Origin of the sequence: Erythrobacter sp., from assembly GCF_011765465.1 — a bacterium.
In the GTDB taxonomy this organism is placed as follows: Bacteria; Pseudomonadota; Alphaproteobacteria; order Sphingomonadales; family Sphingomonadaceae; genus Erythrobacter.
This window is the reverse complement of record NZ_CP050265.1, coordinates 910,428-928,754: the sequence shown is the minus strand read 5'-3', so window position 1 is coordinate 928,754 and position 18,327 is coordinate 910,428. Positions and strand designations below refer to the sequence as shown.

Annotated in this window: 16 protein-coding genes; 13 read left to right on the top strand and 3 right to left on the bottom strand. The window is 66.8% G+C overall.

Translation table 11 applies throughout. From position 1 onward, the window contains the following. Positions 1–60 precede the first annotated feature (60 nt). The 10 genes from G9473_RS04485 (at position 61) to lexA (ending at position 10,471) form a co-directional block, all read left to right on the top strand. Complete coding sequence (locus G9473_RS04485; RefSeq protein ID WP_291136397.1) at positions 61–1,995, top strand: peptidylprolyl isomerase; 1,935 nt, start codon at positions 61–63, stop codon at positions 1,993–1,995. 47 nt (positions 1,996–2,042) lie between these two features. Next, positions 2,043–3,560 carry an anthranilate synthase component I gene (gene trpE, locus G9473_RS04480; protein ID WP_291138227.1) on the top strand — a complete coding sequence of 506 codons (1,518 nt, stop codon included), beginning with the start codon at positions 2,043–2,045 and terminating at the stop codon, positions 3,558–3,560. A 29-nt stretch (positions 3,561–3,589) separates the two neighbouring features. Continuing rightward, positions 3,590–4,396: a phosphodiester glycosidase family protein gene (locus G9473_RS04475; protein ID WP_291136395.1), complete on the top strand. Its 807-nt coding sequence runs from the start codon at positions 3,590–3,592 to the stop codon at positions 4,394–4,396. Continuing rightward, positions 4,393–5,355, top strand: coding sequence for a prolyl aminopeptidase (gene pip / locus G9473_RS04470; RefSeq protein ID WP_291136393.1), 963 nt, complete (start codon positions 4,393–4,395; stop codon positions 5,353–5,355). The genes G9473_RS04475 and pip overlap by 4 nt, the downstream gene beginning before the upstream one ends. 7 nt (positions 5,356–5,362) lie before the next feature. Continuing rightward, positions 5,363–5,974, top strand: coding sequence for an aminodeoxychorismate/anthranilate synthase component II (locus G9473_RS04465; protein WP_291138225.1), 612 nt, complete (start codon positions 5,363–5,365; stop codon positions 5,972–5,974). Beyond that, positions 5,971–6,963, top strand: coding sequence for an anthranilate phosphoribosyltransferase (trpD, locus tag G9473_RS04460; protein WP_291136391.1), 993 nt, complete (start codon positions 5,971–5,973; stop codon positions 6,961–6,963). Before G9473_RS04465 ends, trpD begins: the two co-directional genes overlap by 4 nt. Before the next feature lie 77 nt (positions 6,964–7,040). Next, positions 7,041–7,829: an indole-3-glycerol phosphate synthase TrpC gene (gene trpC / locus G9473_RS04455; RefSeq protein WP_291136389.1), complete on the top strand. Its 789-nt coding sequence runs from the start codon at positions 7,041–7,043 to the stop codon at positions 7,827–7,829. A 76-nt stretch (positions 7,830–7,905) separates the two neighbouring features. Beyond that, complete coding sequence (gene moaC / locus G9473_RS04450; protein ID WP_291136387.1) at positions 7,906–8,382, top strand: cyclic pyranopterin monophosphate synthase MoaC; 477 nt, start codon at positions 7,906–7,908, stop codon at positions 8,380–8,382. Then, on the top strand, positions 8,379–9,578 hold the full coding sequence (locus G9473_RS04445; protein WP_291136385.1) for a molybdopterin molybdotransferase MoeA: 1,200 nt from the start codon (positions 8,379–8,381) through the stop codon (positions 9,576–9,578). The genes moaC and G9473_RS04445 overlap by 4 nt, the downstream gene beginning before the upstream one ends. A 191-nt stretch (positions 9,579–9,769) precedes the next feature. Next, a complete protein-coding gene (gene lexA, locus G9473_RS04440) occupies positions 9,770–10,471 on the top strand; it encodes a transcriptional repressor LexA (protein WP_291136383.1) in 702 nt (233 codons plus the stop codon). A 126-nt stretch (positions 10,472–10,597) separates the two neighbouring features. Here the strand turns inward: lexA and G9473_RS04435 are convergent, their stop codons facing one another. Beyond that, complete coding sequence (locus G9473_RS04435) at positions 10,598–12,772, bottom strand: ComEC/Rec2 family competence protein (protein ID WP_367159532.1); 2,175 nt, start codon at positions 12,770–12,772, stop codon at positions 10,598–10,600. Positions 12,773–12,945: 173 nt separating this feature from the next. On the opposite strand from G9473_RS04435, the gene gltX reads away from it, so the two are divergent. From gltX to G9473_RS04420, 3 genes are read left to right on the top strand one after another with little or no spacing between them, the layout of a single operon-like run. Continuing rightward, positions 12,946–14,361 carry a glutamate--tRNA ligase gene (gltX, locus tag G9473_RS04430; protein WP_291136381.1) on the top strand — a complete coding sequence of 472 codons (1,416 nt, stop codon included), beginning with the start codon at positions 12,946–12,948 and terminating at the stop codon, positions 14,359–14,361. A 55-nt stretch (positions 14,362–14,416) separates the two neighbouring features. Then, positions 14,417–15,703, top strand: coding sequence for a citrate synthase (locus G9473_RS04425; protein ID WP_291136379.1), 1,287 nt, complete (start codon positions 14,417–14,419; stop codon positions 15,701–15,703). Positions 15,704–15,757: 54 nt separating this feature from the next. Continuing rightward, a complete protein-coding gene (locus G9473_RS04420; protein WP_291136377.1) occupies positions 15,758–15,937 on the top strand; it encodes a hypothetical protein in 180 nt (59 codons plus the stop codon). Here G9473_RS04420 and G9473_RS04415 read toward each other — a convergent pair. Further along, a complete protein-coding gene (locus G9473_RS04415; protein ID WP_291136375.1) occupies positions 15,934–17,343 on the bottom strand; it encodes a HAMP domain-containing sensor histidine kinase in 1,410 nt (469 codons plus the stop codon). The two genes, G9473_RS04420 and G9473_RS04415, sit on opposite strands and share 4 nt — an antisense overlap. After that, positions 17,340–18,323 (bottom strand): hypothetical protein, encoded by a 984-nt coding sequence (locus G9473_RS04410; protein ID WP_291136373.1) that lies wholly within the window; start codon positions 18,321–18,323, stop codon positions 17,340–17,342. The genes G9473_RS04415 and G9473_RS04410 overlap by 4 nt, the downstream gene beginning before the upstream one ends. Positions 18,324–18,327: the final 4 nt, after the last annotated feature.

Sequence of the window (18,327 nt, the reverse complement as noted above, 5' to 3'; positions counted from 1 at the left end):
GCCCATCCGGACGCGCCGCCACCGGGCGGCCGCGTCCCTCCTACCGGGACCGTCAGACTCATGATTTCCTCGATCCGCCGCTTCTTCCAGTCGAAAATCGGCATGGCGATCTTCATCGCCTTCCTTGTCATCGTCGCGCTCGCCTTTGCCGCAGCCGACATCACCGGCTCGACTTTCGGCGGCGTGGCCAGCGGCGACCGGATCGCGGTGGTGGGCGATGAACGCGTGCCGGCGAGCGAACTCGAAAGCACCGCCAATTCCGCGCTCGCGCAGGTGCGCGAGCAGGACCCGACCATCGGGATGCCCGAATTCGTCGAGCAGGGCCTGCTCGAGGAAGTGCTGCGCCAGTTGATCGACCAATACGCGATCGGGAATTACGCCGAGGAACTCGGGCTTCGTGCGGGGCGCAATCTCGTCAACAGCGAGATCCTGCAGATCCCCGCGTTCCGCAATGTCGCGGGCGAATTCGACGAGGAGGTCTATCAGCAGGCCCTTCGCGCGCAGGGCGTCACCGACGAGATGCTGCGCGGCGACCTCAAGGACGGCCTGCTCCAGCAGATGCTGCTACGCCCCGCCCTTGCCGCGCCGCAGCTGTCCGGGCGCGCCGCGCGTCAATATGCCTCCCTCGTGCTCGAAAGCCGCCGCGGCGCAATCGCGCTGATCCCGAGCGCACTCTACGCGCCCGAAGGCGATCCCGAGGCGGGCGTGCTGGAAGCCTATTACGAGGAAAACCTGAGCCAGTTCCGCCGGCCCGAACAGCGCGTCATCCGCTTTGCGACCTTCGGACCGGAGACGATCCTTGCCGATATCGAGCCCACCGAGGAGGAGATCGCCCAGCGCTACGAGGCCAACAGCGATGCCTATGAAGCGCGCGAACGCCGAGCAGTCAGTTCCTTCGTCGTGCCGACCGAGGACGCGGCAAAATCGCTCGTCGAACGTATTCGCGGCGGGCTTTCACTCGAAGCGGCAGCGCGCCAGGCGGGCTTCCAGGTATCATCAAGCGATCTGCGCGACCGCGAGACGATGGCGAATGCGACCAGCTTCGCTTTTGCCGAAGCGGTGTTTGATACCGCCGAAGGCGAGGTCGTCGAGCCAGCGCGCGGCACACTCGGCTGGTATGTCGCGCGGGTCGACGATGTCGAACAGGTTCCCGCTCGCAGCCTCGCCGAAGCGAGCGAGGAAATCGCCCAGCAGATCCTAGAGGAAAAACGCGCCGCGGCCCTGGTCGACCTGTCGGCCCGGATCGAGGACGAACTCTATGACGGCACCTCGCTTGCCGAAGTGGCCGACGCCTTCGATCTCGAAGTGCGCACCAGCCCTGCCCTGCTCGCCAACGGCACGGTCTACGGCGAGCCCGGCGCCGAAGTCCCGCGCGAATTGGGTCCCGTGCTGGAGACCGCTTTCGAGATGGACGAGAGCCAGCCCCAGCTTGCAGCGCTCGGCGCGGGCCAGCGCTTCATCGTCTACGACGTGAGCGAGATCAGGCCCTCGGCCGCGCCGCCGCTGGCCGAGATCAGGGACGAGGTGACCGCCGCGTGGCGCCGCGCCGAAGGAAGCGCCAAGGCGCGCGAGGCGGCCCGCCGGGTGCTTGAGAAAACCCGCGAAGGGACCGATTTCGCGGACGCGCTGAGAGCCGAAAACGAACCGCGCTTCCAGGTCCAGCCCGTCGCCCTGTCGCGCCGCGAGCTGCTCGCCCAGCGCGGGCGCGACATCGCTCCGCCCCTGGTCCTGCTGTTCTCGATGGCGGAAGGTTCGACCAAGTTGCTCGAAGCGCCGGAGAACATCGGCTGGTATCTCGTCGATCTCGAGGAAGTCGAGACCGGCGACATCGAAGCCGACGACCCGGTGATCGCCCAGACCCGGCAGCAATTCGCGCCGACCCTGGCCGAAGAATACCGCCGCCAGCTGACCCGGGCGATCCGCGAGGAGGTCGGCGTCGAACGCAACGAGGACGCGATCGAGGCGATCCGCAGACGGCTTGCCGGCGAAAGCTGAGCGGGCGTGAGGGGTCGCGCGTGACACGAACCGATACCGGCACGAGCCTGCCCGAGGGAGCCGAGGAGGCGACGCGCGCGCTTCGCACGGGCGCGCCGGCGCTGGTGTGGCGCAAGGTCGTGGCCGACTGCGACACGCCCGTCGGTGCGGCGCGGCGGCTGATGGTCGAGGGACGCGGTGATTTCCTGCTCGAATCGGTCGAAGGCGGCGAAGTGCGCGGGCGCTACAGCCTGCTCGGGCTGGACCCCGACCTTGTCTTCCGGGCGTGCGCCGACCGTGCGGAGATCAATCGTGACTGGCAACAGGACCGCGATGCCTTCGATCCGCTGGACGGCGACCCGCTCGACCGCCTGCGTGCGCTGGCGGAAAGCTGCCGGATCGACGTGCCCGAGGCCCTGCCCCCTGCCCTCGCCTGCCTCGTCGGCTATTTCGGCTACGAAACGATCGGATTGGTCGAAAAGCTACCCCGTGCGCCCGAAAGCGAGCTTGCTCTGCCCGATATGCTGTTCGTCCGGCCCACGCTGATCTGCGTTTTCGATGGCTTGACCGACACCATGTTCTGCGTCGCCCCGATCTGGGAAGCAGAGGACGCGCATAAGGCGATAGTCGAGGCGGGCGAGCGGATCGACGCCGCGCTTTCCGCGCTGGCCCGCCCTCGCCCGACCGAACCGCGCGCCGCTGCCGAAACCCCCGTTCCCGAGCCGCTGCCCATCATGGCGGGCGAGGATTACAAGGCGATGGTCGCGCGGGCGAAGGATTACATCCTTGCCGGCGACATCTTCCAGGTCGTGCTCGCCCAGCGCTTTACCTGCCAGTTCGAACTGCCCCCGCTCGCGCTCTACCGCGCGCTGCGGCGAGTAAACCCCTCGCCCTTCCTCTATTTCCTTGACCTTCCGGGTTTCGCACTGGTCGGCTCGAGTCCCGAGATCCTCGTGCGCGTGCGCTCCGATGCGAGCGGGCTGCGCGAGGTCACGATCCGGCCCATCGCCGGAACCCGCCCGCGCGGCGAAACCCGCGCAGCCGATCTTGCAAACGAAGCCGAACTGCTCGCCGATCCGAAGGAATGCGCCGAACACCTGATGCTGCTCGACCTCGGGCGCAACGATGTCGGCAGGGTTGCCGCGCGGGGCAGCGTCACGGTCACTGACAGCTTCACGATCGAGCGTTACAGCCACGTCATGCACATCGTCAGCAACGTGGTCGGCGAACTCGCCGAAGGGCACGACGCGCTCGATGCGCTGTTCGCGGGCTTTCCGGCGGGCACGGTATCGGGTGCGCCCAAGATCCGGGCCTGCGAGATCATCGCTGAGCTGGAACCGGAAACGCGCGGAGCCTATGCCGGGGGCGTGGGCTATTTCTCACCCGACGGGTCGGTCGATTCCTGCATCGTGCTGCGCACCGCAGTGGTCAAGGACGGGGTCATGCACGTCCAGGCAGGTGCGGGGATCGTGGCGGATTCAAGCCCCGATGCCGAACTTGCGGAATGCCGCGCCAAGGCGGGCGCGCTGTTCGCCGCGGCGCGCGAGGCGGTGCGGGTCGGGCAGGAACCGGGATACGGCCAATGAAGCGCGCTTTCGCTTTTGCCTCTGGCCTAATGGCATCGCTTGCGCTGGCTGCCTGCGAACAACAGCCCGCGGGCGAAGCAGTGGTCCGCACCGATCTTGGCGGCGGCGCTTCCGGGGAAACGGCCGAGGTGGTGGAGCCGGAGACACGGGAGGAACCGCAGGTCGCATCGGCCTGCACGGCTCTCACATTCGAGGAAACGGCCTTCACTCACTGCATCGCCGATCCGCGGGCTCACACGATCCGCACCGCGCTCGCCCCGCAAGGCGGCCAGCCCTACGGCTCGCTCGCCGCATTCGCAGAGCAGGTCGAGGCGGGCCGCATCGCCTTCGTCGTGAACGGAGGAGCATTCGGGGACGACCGGCGCGCGATCGGCTATTACGTCGAGGACGGCGAACGCCTGTCCGAACTCGACCGCGGCGATGGCGAAGGCAATTTCTACATGAAGCCCAACGGCGTCTTCTTCGGCGGGCCGGGCGGATGGCGCGTGCTGTCGACCGAGGCGTTCTTTTCGACCGTTCGCGATCGCCCGCAGTTCGGCACACAATCGGGGCCGATGCTGGTCGTAGGCGGCGAGATGCATCCCGAGTTCCAGGATGACGGCGCCTCGCGCGCGGTGCGAAATGCGGTCGGCGTGGATTCGCAGGGCCGCGCGCATTTCGTTATCGCAGACGATGAAGTGAGCTTCGGCAAGATCGCTCGGCTCTATCGCGACGAGCTCGGGATCTCGGATGCCCTGCTGCTCGCTTCGACCACATCCGCGCTGTGGGACCCGGCGACCGGGCGGCTCGACAATGGGCGCGCCGGCCCGATCATCGTGGTGGAGAACAGCGAATGACCCTCACCTATGAACGCACGCTCTATCCCGAGATTGAGCCCTACGAGACCGGGATGCTCGATGTCGGTGAAGGCCATTCGCTCTATTACGAACGGGTCGGCACGCCCGGCGCCAAGCCTGCCGTGTTCCTCCACGGAGGTCCGGGCGGCGGGATGAGTCCCTCGCACCGGCGCCAGTGGGATCCGGACCGCTACGACGTCCTGCTGTTCGACCAGCGCGGTTGCGGCAAATCGACGCCCTTCGCCAAAATCGATAACAACGACACCTGGCGCATCGTTTCGGACATCGAGGCCCTGCGCGAGATGTGCGAGCACGAAAAATGGCAGGTGTTCGGCGGAAGCTGGGGCGCGACGCTCGCACTTGCCTATGCCCAGACGCACCCGGAGCGGGTCAGCGAGATCGTGCTGCGCGGCGTGTTTCTCGCCCGGCAAAAGGAGAAGAACTGGCTCTACCGCTACGGCGCGAGCGAGATCATGGCCGAACAGTGGGACCGCTTCACCGGGCTGATCCCCGAGTCCGAGCGCGGCGATCTCGTCAGGGCATACTACGACCGGCTCACCAGCGAGGACGAGGAGACCCGCTTCGCCGCCGCGCGCGAGTGGTCGCTGTGGGAGGGTACGGTCGCGACCCTGCTTCCCAACGAGGCGCTGCTCGACGAATTCGCCGATCCGTCGAAAGCCGTGCCCTTCGCCCGCATCTGTGCGCGCTTCTTCCTTGAGGATTTCTACCTGGCGGAAGGCCAGCTTCTCGCCGATATGCACAAGATCCGCCACATACCCGGCATCATCGTTCAGGGCCGTCACGACATTTGCACCCCGCCGACCAGCGCGTGGGAGGTGAAGAAAGCCTGGCCCGAAGCCGAGCTCTGGATCGTCCACGACGCGGGCCATTCCTCGGGCGAACCGGGCATCATCGACGGGCTTGTGCGCGCCACCGACAAGCTCGCAGGGAATGCGTGAGCCGGCCATGATATTCGTCATCGACAATTACGACAGCTTCACCTTCAACCTCGTCCATTACCTCATGGAACTGGGCGCGGAGGTGAAGGTGGAGCGCAATGACGCGGTCTCGGCTTCCCAGGCGCTGGCGAGCGGGGCGAAAGGCTTCCTCATCTCGCCCGGCCCCTGCACGCCGAACGAGGCCGGGGTGAGCCTCGATCTCGTCGCGGCCTGCGCGGATGCGGGCGTGCCGCTTCTGGGCGTATGCCTCGGCCACCAGGCGATCGGACAGCATTTCGGCGGGCGCGTGGTGCGCGGAGGGCTGATGCACGGCAAGACCAGTCCGGTGACGCATGACGGGACGGGCGTTTTCGCCGGGCTCCCCTCACCCTTTACCGCGACGCGCTATCACAGCCTTGAAGTCGTTGACGCACCGGACTGTCTCATCGCCAATGCCCATGCAGATACGCCCGGCGGCGACCACCCTTCCGTCATGGGTTTCCGCCATGCAGAGCTGCCCATCCACGGCGTGCAGTTTCACCCTGAAAGCATCGCGACCGAACACGGCCACGCCCTGCTCGCCAATTTCGCACGGACCTGCGGGATCGAGGCGACCCTGCCCGAGCGAGCGATCGCATGAGCGTCCTGCCCGATGTCGCCGCCCCGCTGTCGGAAGCGGAGGCGGAAAGCGCCTTCGGCATCTTGCTCGATGGCAGCCCCTCCGAAGCGGAGATCGAACGCTTCCTGATCGATCTCACCCGCCGCGGGGAAACCTCGGACGAGATCGCCGGCGCTGCGCGCGCCCTGCACGCACGTCTGATCCCCATCGACGCGCCAGACGAAGCGATCGACGTGTGCGGCACTGGCGGCGACGGGCATCATACGCTCAATGTCTCGACCGCAGTGAGCCTTGTCGTTGCCGCCTGCGGCGTGCCGGTGGCGAAACACGGGAACCGGGCGGCTTCCTCCAAGGCGGGCGCGGCGGACACGCTCGAGGCTTTGGGGCTCGACATGGATGCAGCCGGGCGCACGGCGGAAAAGACGCTCGCCGAAATCGGCATCTGCTTCCTCTTCGCCAAGAACCACCACCCGGCGATGGGACGCATCCAGCCCATCCGCAAGAAAATCGGCAAGCGCACGATCTTCAACCTGATGGGGCCGCTATCCAATCCCGCGCGGGTCGAAAGCCAGCTGATCGGCATCGCCCGGCCCGCCTATGTCCCGATTTATGCGGGGGCCATGGCCAGGCTCGGCACCGGCCGTTCGTTGATTGTGTCGGGCGACGAGGGGCTGGACGAACTGAGCCTTGCGGGCGGCAATGAAGTCGCGGTCGTCACCGGGCACAGCTTCGAAATGCAGCGCGCCGCGCCCGAGGACGCGGGCCTGCCGCGCGCCCCGATCGAGGCGATCCGCGGCGACGATGCCAAACACAATGCCGCCGCTCTCAAAGCGCTGCTTATGGGCGCTCCCGGACCTTATCGCGACGCGGTCCTCTTCAACGCAGCCGGAGCGCTGCGCGTGGCGAAACGGGGCGAGGATTGGACCGACCGGGTCGCGATGGCCGCCGAAGCGATCGATTCGGGCGCGGCGCACCGACTGCTCGAGCGTTGGATCGCGATGGCGGTTTGAGCGAGCGGCAGGCGCAAACACTTCTCGACTTCGCTCGATGCGAACCGCTAAGGCCAGCGAGAAACACACGGGGACAGATGAACAAGCTCGAGGAAATCTGCGCCGCCAAACGCGAAATTGTCGCCGCGCGCCAGGGCGCGATCGCCTTGTCGGAGCTCGAGGCCGCCGCCACGCGCGCCGCCAGCCCGCGTGGCTTCGAGGCGGCGCTTCGCGAGGCGAGCGAAGTCGGCTTCGGCCTTATCGCCGAGATCAAGCGGGCGAGTCCTTCCAAGGGCCTGATCCGCGAGGATTTTCGCCCCGGCGACCACGCCCGCGACTACGAATCCGGCGGGGCGGCCTGCCTCTCGGTCCTCACCGACGCGCCTTACTTCCAGGGCCACGAGGATTTCCTCGTCGCCGCTCGCAGCGCCTCTTCGCTCCCGGTGCTGCGCAAGGATTTCATGGTCGATCCCTGGCAATGTATCGAGGCGCGCGCGATCGGTGCGGACGCGGTGCTGGTGATCGTCGCCGCTCTCGAAGACACGCAGATGGCCGAGATCGAAGCCGCCGCGCTCGATCAGGGAATGGACGTGCTGGTGGAAGTGCATGACGAGGCAGAGCTCGAACGCGCTGCCACACGCCTCAAATCCCGGCTCATCGGGGTCAACAACCGTGACCTGCGGACATTCGAAACCTCGCTCGCGGTGACCGAACGCCTTGCCCCGCTCGTCCCTAAAGGTGCGCTGATCGTCGGCGAAAGCGGCATCGCCGCCCATGCCGATTGCGAGCGTCTGGCGGAAGCGGGCGTCCGGTGCTTCCTCGTCGGCGAAAGCCTGATGCGCGCCAACGACATCGCCGCCGCGACGCGCGAATTGCTCGGCGACTGAGAGCGTCCCCAAAAGCGCGACTGGTCCCGACCCGGCAAGCATGGCAATCAAACAGGCCGAAACGGGGAAAGGATCAATGGCAAGGCTCACCCATCTCGACGAACAGGGCGCGGCACGGATGGTCGATGTCGGGGGCAAGAACCTAAGCGCGCGCGTTGCCGTGGCGTCGGGACGGATCACGATGTCGCAAGCCGCGCTTGCCGCGATCCGCGAAGGAGACGCGCCCAAGGGCGACGTGCTGGCCGCCGCCCGCATTGCCGGGATCATGGCGGCCAAGAAGACGGGCGAACTGATCCCGCTTTGCCACCCGCTCGGGCTCGAGGCGGTCGGCATCGACTTCGCCTTGGAAGAGAACGGCATCAGGGCCACCGCCACGGCTTCGCTGACCGGCAAGACGGGGGTCGAAATGGAGGCGCTGGTCGCCGTCTCCACCGCGCTGCTGACGATCTACGACATGGCCAAGAGCATCGACAAGGCGATGGTGATCGGTGAGATCCGGCTGCTCGAAAAACGCGGCGGCAAGAGCGGCGACTGGAAGGCGCCTGGGCTGTGAGCGGGCTGCTCGATTTGAGGCAAGCGCAGCAGCGACTACTCGCGCTCGCCCCCGGGACGGATGCTCAAGTCCAGTCAATCACGTCTCCCATTTCTGGGAAACGCTTCCTCGCAAAGGACATCGCGGCGCTGCGAACCCAGCCTGCGGCGGACCTTTCAGCGATGGATGGCTACGCCGTGACGCCAGGCCCCGGACCCTGGCGCCTCGTCGGAGAGAGCCGGGCCGGCAAGCCCTTCGATCGCGCGCTGAAGCCGGGCGAATGCGTGCGGATCTCGACCGGGGCGCATATGCCGCACGGAAGCGATCGTGTCCTCATCCAGGAGAACGCGACAGTGGGGAACGGGACGGTTGCCGGAACGCAGCTGCCCGAGCCCGGTCGCCATGTGCGGCGAGCCGGCTTCGATTTCCATGAGGGCGACACGATCCTCACGAAGGGCGCGCCCCTGACGGCGCCGAATCTCGCGCTGGCGGCGGCCGCAGGGCATGATTGCCTGCCCACCTTCATGCCTCCGAGGCTGGCCTTGCTGGACAGCGGCGACGAGCTGGTGAGCCCGGGCAGGCCATGTTCAAGGCACCAGATCCCAGCGAGCAACGGCCTGATGCTCGCTGCGATGCTGCGGCCATTCGTCGGCGCGGTCGACCAGCTCGGCCCGGTCGGAGACGATCCGGACGCGCTTGCGAAAGCACTGGGGCGCGCAGAGGATGTCCAAATCCTCGTAACGACGGGCGGCGCCTCGGTCGGCGATCATGACCTCATCCAGCAGGCGCTCAAGGACTGGGGAGCGCGGATCGATTTCTGGAAGGTCGCGATCAAGCCGGGTAAGCCGTTGATGGTGGCGACGCGCGATACGGGAACCGGAAGGCAGGTCATCGTCGGGCTACCGGGCAATCCCGTCTCGAGCTTCGTCACCGCTTTTCTTTTCGTCCTCCCCCTGGTGCGCGCGGCGATGGGAGCGGCCGACCAGATCCCGCGCCCGGTGATCCTGCACGCGGGCGAAGAGCTTCCGCCTACCGGCAAGCGGCGCGAATTCCTCCGGGCGGTGCATGACGGGCGGCTGGTGCGCCGCGCGGCTTCGCAGGATTCGAGCGCCCTTTTCGCTCTGGCCGAGGCGAACTGTCTGCTCGAACGGGAGCCCGATACCGGGCCGGTGAAGGAGGGCGATCAAGTGGCCGTCCATCTCATCGCAAACGGCTGAAAAGCGGCTCGTTACGCAATCCAACTCGCTTGACTTGCGCAAGCCAGTTGCCTATTCGTTCCACATTCGTTCACCTTTTCGGTGGCGACCAGCGCTCGCTATGCACCTCTGCCCGGTGCCTCTCGCGGGCGTGCCGTTCCGGCATCCCGGCATCATTGCGCCATTGGGATGCAATCCGTGGGAGATACCGAATGCTGACTGCAAAGCAGCACGAACTGATCCGCTTCATCCAGCAAAGGCTGGAGGAGACCGGCGTTTCACCGAGCTTCGAGGAGATGAAGGACGCGCTCGACCTAAAGAGCAAGTCAGGCGTCCACCGCCTGATTTCCGCTCTCGAGGAGCGCGGTTTCATCCGCCGCCTGCCCAATCGCGCGCGTGCGCTTGAAGTCATTCGCCAGCCCGAGGATTCGGTGCCGCCCCCGCGCGGTGCTGCGGTCGGGCTCGACGCGGCCAATGACGCCGTCGCTTCGGTATCGCGCAAGATGCGCGAGGCGCCCGAACCGGCCAATGACGTGATCGAAATTCCGCTCCACGGCCGGATCGCGGCAGGCGCCCCGATCGAAGCGCTCGAAGGGCAGAAATCGCTCCCCGTTCCCGCAGCCCTGCTCGGCCCCGGAGAACATTATGCGCTGGAAGTGTCGGGGGACTCGATGATCGAGGCGGGGATATTCGACGGGGACTTCGCCCTGGTGAAGCGGACCGACACGGCGCGCGACGGGGAAATCGTGGTGGCGCTCGTCCGCGGCGAGGAAGCGACGCTCAAATATCTCCACAAGGACGGCGGGTCCGTTCGTCTCGATCCGGCCAATGCCGCCTACGAACCGCAGGTCTATCGGCCCGAAGAAGTGCAGGTGCAGGGTCGGCTCGCGGGGCTGCTTCGACGCTATCACTGACACCGGGGGCCTTGCCCGGCCACCGGCTGGGACGAGGCTTTCCGAAAGGTCGTGATCCCCGTTCGCCCTACGCCGGCAGCAGGACCGGGGAAGCCCCGGTGGCGTGAGGCAGGAGCGCCCCTCCACTCACTCGCGTTCGCCGCGCCACCAGCCATGTTCGCCCTGGCTTTCGGCCACGCTGGTGATACGGCCATATTCGAGATCGATCGAAAGGCCGCCGCTCTTCACCAGCAGCTTGCGGTCGGCCTTCAGCCAGCGCGGGCGGCATGACCGCGGGAGGAAACGGTCGGCGACGACGATGTCCGCCTCGGCGCAGGCGGCGGCGAGGCGGCGCTCCTCGATGTGGTCGCGATTTCGCGCCATGAGCAAGGTCCACTCACGCCCGCCGCGCTCGATCTCGAGAAAGCAGAAGGCCCGCGAACAGCGCGCGCCCGGCCATTCGGCGAGCGGGATCGGATCAGCGGTCACGCTGGCGAGTTCGAGCAGGTTGTCGCGGCTATAGGAAGATCGTGTATCGCGCAGGCTGAGCAATCGCCGCGCCCCGTCGGCGCTATCGACGGTGATGCCGACGTGCCGCCCTTCCCTTCCCACGAGCACGTCGGGGATCGGCGTCGCGATCAGCATCAGCGTGGCGATCGCGGCGGGTATGAAACCCAGCAGGCGGGCCCTGCCGGTCCACAGGGCAAGCCATAATCCGCCTGCGCTGAAGAGCGCGATGGTCAGCCCGTCCATCTGAGGCATCAGCTTGACCGCTCCGGGCTGGGCGGCGGTGACATGGGCAATACCGAGCAAAAGATCGAGAGAGGTCTCGACCAGCCACCACACCGGAGCCCCGATACCGACGAGATCGAGCAGCAGGCCGAGCGCGATGAGCGGCATCGAGATGAAGGTGACGAGCGGGATCGCGACGACGTTGGCGAGCGCGCCATAGAGCCCGGCGCGATGGAAATGGTAGAGCACGATCGGCATCAGAGCGATTTCGATCACCAGCCCGGTCAAGAACAGCATGGCGACCCGCCGCCCCATACGCTGCCACCAGGGTTCGTCACGCGCCGCGAGGAAAGCTCGCACAGGCGCCGAGGTGGACAGGGCGACAATCGCGAGCACTGCGGAAAAGCTCATCTGGAAACTCGGCCCGATGACGCTTTCGGGCCACAGCAGCATCACCGCGAAAGCCGCCGCCGCGACCATCCGGAGCGAAAGCGCGTCGCGCCCCATGGCGAGCGCGACCAACACAAGCAGCGCGGCGACGCAACTTCTCACGGTAGGAACCTCGCCTCCGGTGAGCAGGGTATAGCCGATCCCGGCGAGCGCCCCACATCCCGCGGCGATCACGGGCAGGCGAACACGCAGCGCAATCGCGGGAAACAGCGCGAACAGCTTGAGCGCGGCGAGGTAGGCGGCGGCGATCACCGCGCTGACGTGAAGCCCGCTGATCGAGAGCAGGTGCGTGAGCCCCGCATCGCGCATCGCCTCTTCATCCGCCCGGTCGATCGCCCCCCGGTCGCCGCTCGCGAAAGCCGCGGCGATCGTTCCCGCCGATCCGTCGACGCGTTGTCGGACGTGTTTCGAAAGCGCGCGCTGGACCCGCGCGATACCCGGCCCTTCGGACGCAGGCTCGACGAGTTCGAGTTCGCCGATCAGGCTCCCGGTCGCCGCGAGCCCGCGGAACCAGGCGGTGCGCGCGAAATCATAGGCTCCGGGCAGCATCGGGCTGGCAGGGGGCATGAGGCGCACGCGCATCCGCACCACGGCTCCCTCCACCACCATGCCTGTGACCTGTGCCGCCGCGAGCGCATCGAGCGGCACGTTGATGCGGATCTTGCGGCTCTCGCCGGAAGCGGCATCGCGGACCGCAAGAGTGAGCCGCGCGCGGTCCTCGGCGGGCTGGTCCTGTCGTTCGAGGACGTAGCCCTGCACCCGCTCGATCATCGGCCGCTCGATCGGTTCGGCACCGACGATTTCCGAGCGCACCCAGATCACCACGATACCGGCTGCGAAGACAAGACCAAGCGCGACCGACGCGCGACGCAGGTGCCCGCGCTCTTCGGCGATGGCGGAACCCGTCGGCCAGATGGCGAGCGCGGCAAGGGCGAGGAGGAAGCCGCTGCCGATCGCCGCGCTCCAGTGCCATGGCCCAGGCAGGCCGAACCAGGCCAGTATCCCGCTACCGAAAGCAACCGCAAGCCAAGGCGCCCGGTCGAACCCGGCCTCGGCGAGAAAGCGTTCCGCCCGGGCGAGCGCAGCGGATCCGAGCCCCCCGAAGCCGCCCGTCTTTGCAGCCTCACCGGCGCTGGACAATCCGGGACGCGTTTGCCAAGGGCGCGCGGAAGAATGTCGGGCGGCGGCCCCGGCAGCCTCGCTGCCTTGGGTCCCGTCTCCCATAGGTATGAACGGCGCATCGCCCATCGGCCACCTCCCCCCAGGGTCAAGGCCACTTGGAAGTCGCCGTATTGAAAAGGAAATCGCACTTCATGGCAAGCGAAAGCACCGGCGCGGTCGTAACCCGCTTCGCCCCCTCGCCGACCGGCTTTCTTCATATCGGAGGGGCGCGCACCGCACTGTTCAACTGGCTCTTCGCCCGTCACCATGGCGGCAAGGCGCTGCTGCGGATCGAGGACACCGACAAGAAGCGCTCCACTCAAGAGGCGATCGACAAGATCCTGGAGGGGCTCGATTGGCTCGGCCTCGACTATGACGAAGAGCCGGTGTTCCAGTCGCAGCGCGCCCCGCGCCATGCCGAAGTCGCGCGCCAACTGCTCGAGGCGGGCCATGCCTACAAGTGCTTCGCAACTTCCGAGGAACTCGAGGCGATGCGCGCCGAGCAGCGCGCGAACAAGCGCCCCATGCGTTATGACGGGCGCTGGCGCGACCGCGATCCTTCCGAGGCCCCCGAAGGCGCGCCCTACACCATCCGGCTCAAGACCCCGCTGACCGGGACCATGACGATCGAGGACCGCGTGCAGGGCAGCGTCTCGGTCGCCAACGAGGAGATCGACGACTATATCATCCTGCGCGCCGACGGCACGCCGACCTATATGCTGGCCGTGGTGGTCGACGACCACGACATGGGCGTCACTCACGTGATCCGAGGCGATGACCATCTCAACAATGCCTTCCGCCAGCTTCCTATCTACCGAGCGATGCAGGACATCGAGGGCGGGTGGGAGGACCCGGTTTATGCCCACATCCCGCTCATCCACGGCTCGGACGGCGCGAAGATGTCGAAGCGCCACGGCGCGGTGGGCGTTGCGGCCTATCGCGACGAACTCGGCATCCTGCCCGATGCGATGTTCAACTACCTGCTGCGCCTCGGCTGGGGCTATGGCGATCGCGAAGAGATCAGCCGCAGCGAAGCGATCGAGCTGTTCGACCTCAATGGGGTGGGCAAAAGCCCCTCGCGGTTCGACCTCAAGAAGCTCGAGAATCTCAACGGGCATTACATCCGCGAGGCCAATGACGAAGTGCTGGCCGATCTGGTCCTGCCGCACCTGCCCGAGAACGCCGACCGCGCGCTCCTGATCGAGGCCATGCCCGTGCTCAAAGTGCGTGCGAAGAACCTCAACGAAATCGCTGACGGCGCGGGCTTTCTTTTCGCCAGGCGCCCGCTCGAACTGACCGAGAAGGCAGCCGGGCTGCTCGACGAGGAAGCACGTGCGCGCCTTGCACTGGTTTCGCAGGCTCTGGCGCAGGAAAATCACTGGACAAGCGAGGCTCTCGAAGCCACTACGAAGGCGCTTGCGGAGGAACTGGGATTGGGCCTCGGCAAGCTCGCGCAGCCGATGCGCGCCGCACTCACCGGGACGACGACCTCGCCCGGTATTTTCGATGTTCTGGTCCTTCTGGGACGGGATGAAGCCCTAGCACGGCTCGACGCGCAGGCCGCCTGACCGGGTCGCCGCGCGGAGCCGCTGAAAGGGCAAAGGATAGAGCAGGAGACACATCTTGGCAGACAAGCACGCTAAACTCGAGCTTGGCGGCGAAACCCACGAATTTCCCGTCCTCAGCGGCAGCACCGGACCGGATGTCGTCGACATCCGCAAGCTTTACGGCACGACCGGGCATTTCACCTTCGATCCGGGCTACAAGTCGACCGCAAGCTGCGAAAGCGCGCTGACCTATATCGACGGGAATGAAGGCGTGCTGCTCCACCGCGGCTACCCGATCGGCCAGCTCGCGGAACATTCCTCCTTCATGGAAGTCGCCTATCTCCTGCTCAACGGCGAGCTGCCGAAGGGTGAGGAACTCGACGACTTCACCTACACCATCACGCGCCACACCATGCTGCACGAGCAGCTGCGCCAGTTCTACCAAGGTTTCCGCCGCGACGCACACCCGATGGCGATCATGTGCGGTGTCGTGGGCGCACTTTCGGCGTTCTACCATGACAGCACCGACATCTCGGATCCGGAACATCGCAAGATTTCGAGCCACCGGTTGATCGCCAAGATGCCGACCATCGCGGCGATGGCGTACAAATACGCGATCGGCCAGCCCTTCATGCAGCCGGACAATTCGCTGTCCTACACCGGCAATTTCCTCCGCATGACCTTCGGCGTTCCGGCCGAGGAATACGAAGTCGTGCCCGAGGTCGAACGGGCAATGGACCGGATCTTCATCCTCCATGCCGACCACGAACAGAACGCCTCGACCTCGACCGTGCGACTGGCCGGATCGTCGGGCGCCAACCCGTTCGCCTGCATTGCGGCGGGCATCGCCTGCCTGTGGGGTCCGGCGCATGGCGGCGCGAACGAAGCGGCGCTCAATATGCTGCGCGAAATCGGCACGCCGGATAAGATCCCGCACTATATCGAGCGCGCCAAGGACAAGAACGACCCGTTCCGCCTGATGGGCTTCGGCCACCGCGTCTACAAGAACTACGACCCGCGCGCGACCGTCATGCAGAAGACCGTGCGCGAGGTGTTCGACGCGCTCAAGGTTCAGGACCCAGTGTTCGAAACCGCGCTGCGGCTTGAGGAGATCGCGCTCAATGACGATTACTTCAAGGAAAAGAAGCTCTTCCCGAACGTGGACTTCTACTCCGGCATCATCCTGTCGGCGATCGGTTTCCCGACCACCATGTTCACCGCGCTCTTCGCCCTCGCCCGCACCGTGGGCTGGGTCGCGCAGTGGAACGAGATGATCTCCGACCCCGCCCAGGTCATCGGTCGTCCGCGCCAGCTCTACACCGGCCCGACCGAGCGGGATTACGTGCCGATCGACAAGCGATAAGGCTTGGCAGGAACCAGGTCGATGGGGCGGTCCTTGCTTGTGCTTGCAGTGCAGGTGTCAGGGGCCGCCCTTGTCTTTTCGGGAATATTGTGGGCGCTGCAGGGGCTCGGCATCGTGATGTGGCCGCCCGGCAGCTTCATGCTGGCCCAGCGCGAATGGGCCCTTTACGGAGGGATCACCGCTGCAATAGGCGCCCTGCTGGTCTGGGCGAGCGCGCGGATCGCGCGGCGCTAGGCCGTCTGGTCCGTCCCATGGGCGGGCAGATCGAGCCGGAACACCGCCCCGCCGCTCTCGCCGCTCGATACGGTAAGGTCGCCGCCCATCGCGCGGGCGAGGCGCCGGGAGATGTAGAGGCCCAGCCCCGACCCCCCGTCATTGTCGCGCCCGAGCCGTTCGAACTTATCGAAGATGCGTTCGGCCTGTTCTTCGGTCACTCCCGGCCCCTCGTCGGCGACACTGACCGCCACCCGCCCCTCGTGCACGTCATGGACGCGCACCTCGATCCGGCTCTCCGCGGGGGAATAGGCAATCGCGTTTCCGACGAGGTTGATCAGGATCTGCAGGACGCGGCGGAACTCGGCCGTCGCGAGACAGGTCGTGCCCTCGCCCGGCAACTCGAGCGCGATGTCGCGCGCTTGCGCCCGCACGCCCAGGATACCCGCCGCCCGGCGCGCCGCATCGACGAGGTCGACTTTCTCGCGCGCAGTGCGAAAGCCCGGGGCCTCTACCACTTCGAGATCGGCAAGGTCATCGAGCATCACTGAAAGGTGCTGTCCGGCCGCCGCGATCGTCCCGGCGTATTCGGTGTATTCCTCGCGCAGCGGCCCGGCGAGCCGCGCGCGGATCGTCTCGGCATTGGCGATAATCCGCGCGATCGGCTGGCGCAGGATGGGGGTGAGCGCATTGCCGATCATGCGGCTCTGCCCGGCGATCCCCTCCGCGTCATCCGCATCGGGCTGCTCGCCGACATCGGCCAGCGGCTCATCGGGGACGAGCAGCCATTCAAACCCGGCCGGCGCGGTGCTGACCGTGCCGACCGGCAGCAGCCTGACGCGCCAGCGGCGCTCGGATCCGGGGATGCGGCAACAGACTCCGTCGAGCAGACGCCAGTGCATCGGCTGGCGATGGGCGAGATCCTCGAGCGTGACGTAGTCGGTCCACACCCTCCCCGGCTCCGTCGCCACCGCCTGTTCGAGCGCCCGGGCATCGGGAGCGCCCGCGCTCACGAACTGCACCCGCTGGCGCGGATCGAGCCGCCCGCTCGCCTCGGCGCTGGCGCGATCGATCGCGTCGAATTGTTCTGCGAATTCGCCCGCCGCGGCCAGAGCACCGGGGTGGCGCTGCCAGTTTTCGACCAGCACTTCGCAGCCTCCGCCTTCGCTTTCGGGCACGGGATGAATGCGAGCAAACCCGGTTATCATCTCCTCCCCATCATGGGCGGAGAATTCCCTCGCGAGGCGCAGACCCATAGTGCGCGCCTGCCGCACGAGATCGAGCAGTTCCGGAACCGCCAGCACACCCGGCACGCTTCCCCCGCAGGCATACTGGAGCTCGGCAAGCGCTTCGTCCGCCGTCACGAGACGGTCGCGCGCATCGGTCAGCCCGCGCGCCGCAAGCAGGGTGTCGCCGCGCTCGATCATCGCTCGCTATCCACCACCCCCGCCTCGGAACGCGCGAGGATCGCCTGCGCGCGGTCGGGCGCAATATCGCCGATAACCTCGGGCACGCTGATCCCCGGTTCGAGCAGCAGGAACTGGCGCTCGATCGCAGCCGCATCGAGGCCCGCAGCGCGAAAGGCCAGAGCAAGCCGTGCGGCCTGGCTTTGGTGGCAGGCGATCACGGCGTTGTCGCGCGGCTGCCGGGAGAGCGAGGCGAGCGCGCTGGCGAACAGAGCGAGGCCGGCGTGTTCGAGTTCGAGCGCGGCGAGCGCCCCATTGCCCATCGCCGAAACGAGCCGCGCGAGCAGCCCCGCCCGGCTCGCACCCTCATCGTATGAGCGCTTCAGACGATCGAGAGCTCCTCTTGGCAAACCGCCGCGCTCACGCTCCCGCGCTGCGCTTTCCCAACACTCGAGTACGCCGAGAAAGAGCTCCGCCGGAAGCTCGGCGAGCGGCATATCCATGCGGCGCTGGCTCTGGATGAAACGCGATTGCGCGGCCAGCGTCGCCATGGCGAGTTCGGCAATCGCGGGCTTTTCCGAAGCGATGAGTTCCTGCAGCAGCGGACTCAGCACGGGATCGAGCGAGGCGCGCCGCTCGAGCCGTTCGGCAAGATGGCTTTCCATCGCAAGGACGTAGGAATGGCCGAGCACGACATGATTCGCCGCAAGCCTTTCGGCAAGCGCATCGACAACATCCGCAGGTTCGGCAGGTCCACCCGCCGCCGTGCCGAGCACTTCGGCCCGCTCCGCAGCGAGCAATTGCCGCGCAAGATGGTCGAGCATTCCGCGCACCCGCGCGACGACCGCATCGCTGACCAGCGTGTGCCCCGAGCTTGCCAGCATATGCGCAAGCACGGGCGCGACACCGCGCAGCGAGCGATCGCCACTGGCGAGTTCCTCCCTCAGGAGGCTCTCGACACTCGTGAAATCCCCGGACGTGCTCGTTGCAGTCTGCGCCATATTG

Bases quoted from the DNA above. Each gene is read 5' to 3' on its own strand.
- trpD (WP_291136391.1), top strand. From the start codon at position 5,971: ATGAGCGTCCTGCCCGATGTCGCCGCCCCGCTGTCGGAAGCGGAGGCG.
- lexA (WP_291136383.1), top strand. From the start codon at position 9,770: ATGCTGACTGCAAAGCAGCACGAACTGATCCGCTTCATCCAGCAAAGG.
- G9473_RS04415 (WP_291136375.1), bottom strand. From the start codon at position 17,343: ATGATCGAGCGCGGCGACACCCTGCTTGCGGCGCGCGGGCTGACCGAT.
- G9473_RS04410 (WP_291136373.1), bottom strand. From the start codon at position 18,323: ATGGCGCAGACTGCAACGAGCACGTCCGGGGATTTCACGAGTGTCGAG.
- G9473_RS04475 (WP_291136395.1), top strand. From the start codon at position 3,590: ATGGCATCGCTTGCGCTGGCTGCCTGCGAACAACAGCCCGCGGGCGAA.
- moaC (WP_291136387.1), top strand. From the start codon at position 7,906: ATGGCAAGGCTCACCCATCTCGACGAACAGGGCGCGGCACGGATGGTC.
- G9473_RS04465 (WP_291138225.1), top strand. From the start codon at position 5,363: ATGATATTCGTCATCGACAATTACGACAGCTTCACCTTCAACCTCGTC.
- G9473_RS04485 (WP_291136397.1), top strand. From the start codon at position 61: ATGATTTCCTCGATCCGCCGCTTCTTCCAGTCGAAAATCGGCATGGCG.
- gltX (WP_291136381.1), top strand. From the start codon at position 12,946: ATGGCAAGCGAAAGCACCGGCGCGGTCGTAACCCGCTTCGCCCCCTCG.
- pip (WP_291136393.1), top strand. From the start codon at position 4,393: ATGACCCTCACCTATGAACGCACGCTCTATCCCGAGATTGAGCCCTAC.
- trpC (WP_291136389.1), top strand. From the start codon at position 7,041: ATGAACAAGCTCGAGGAAATCTGCGCCGCCAAACGCGAAATTGTCGCC.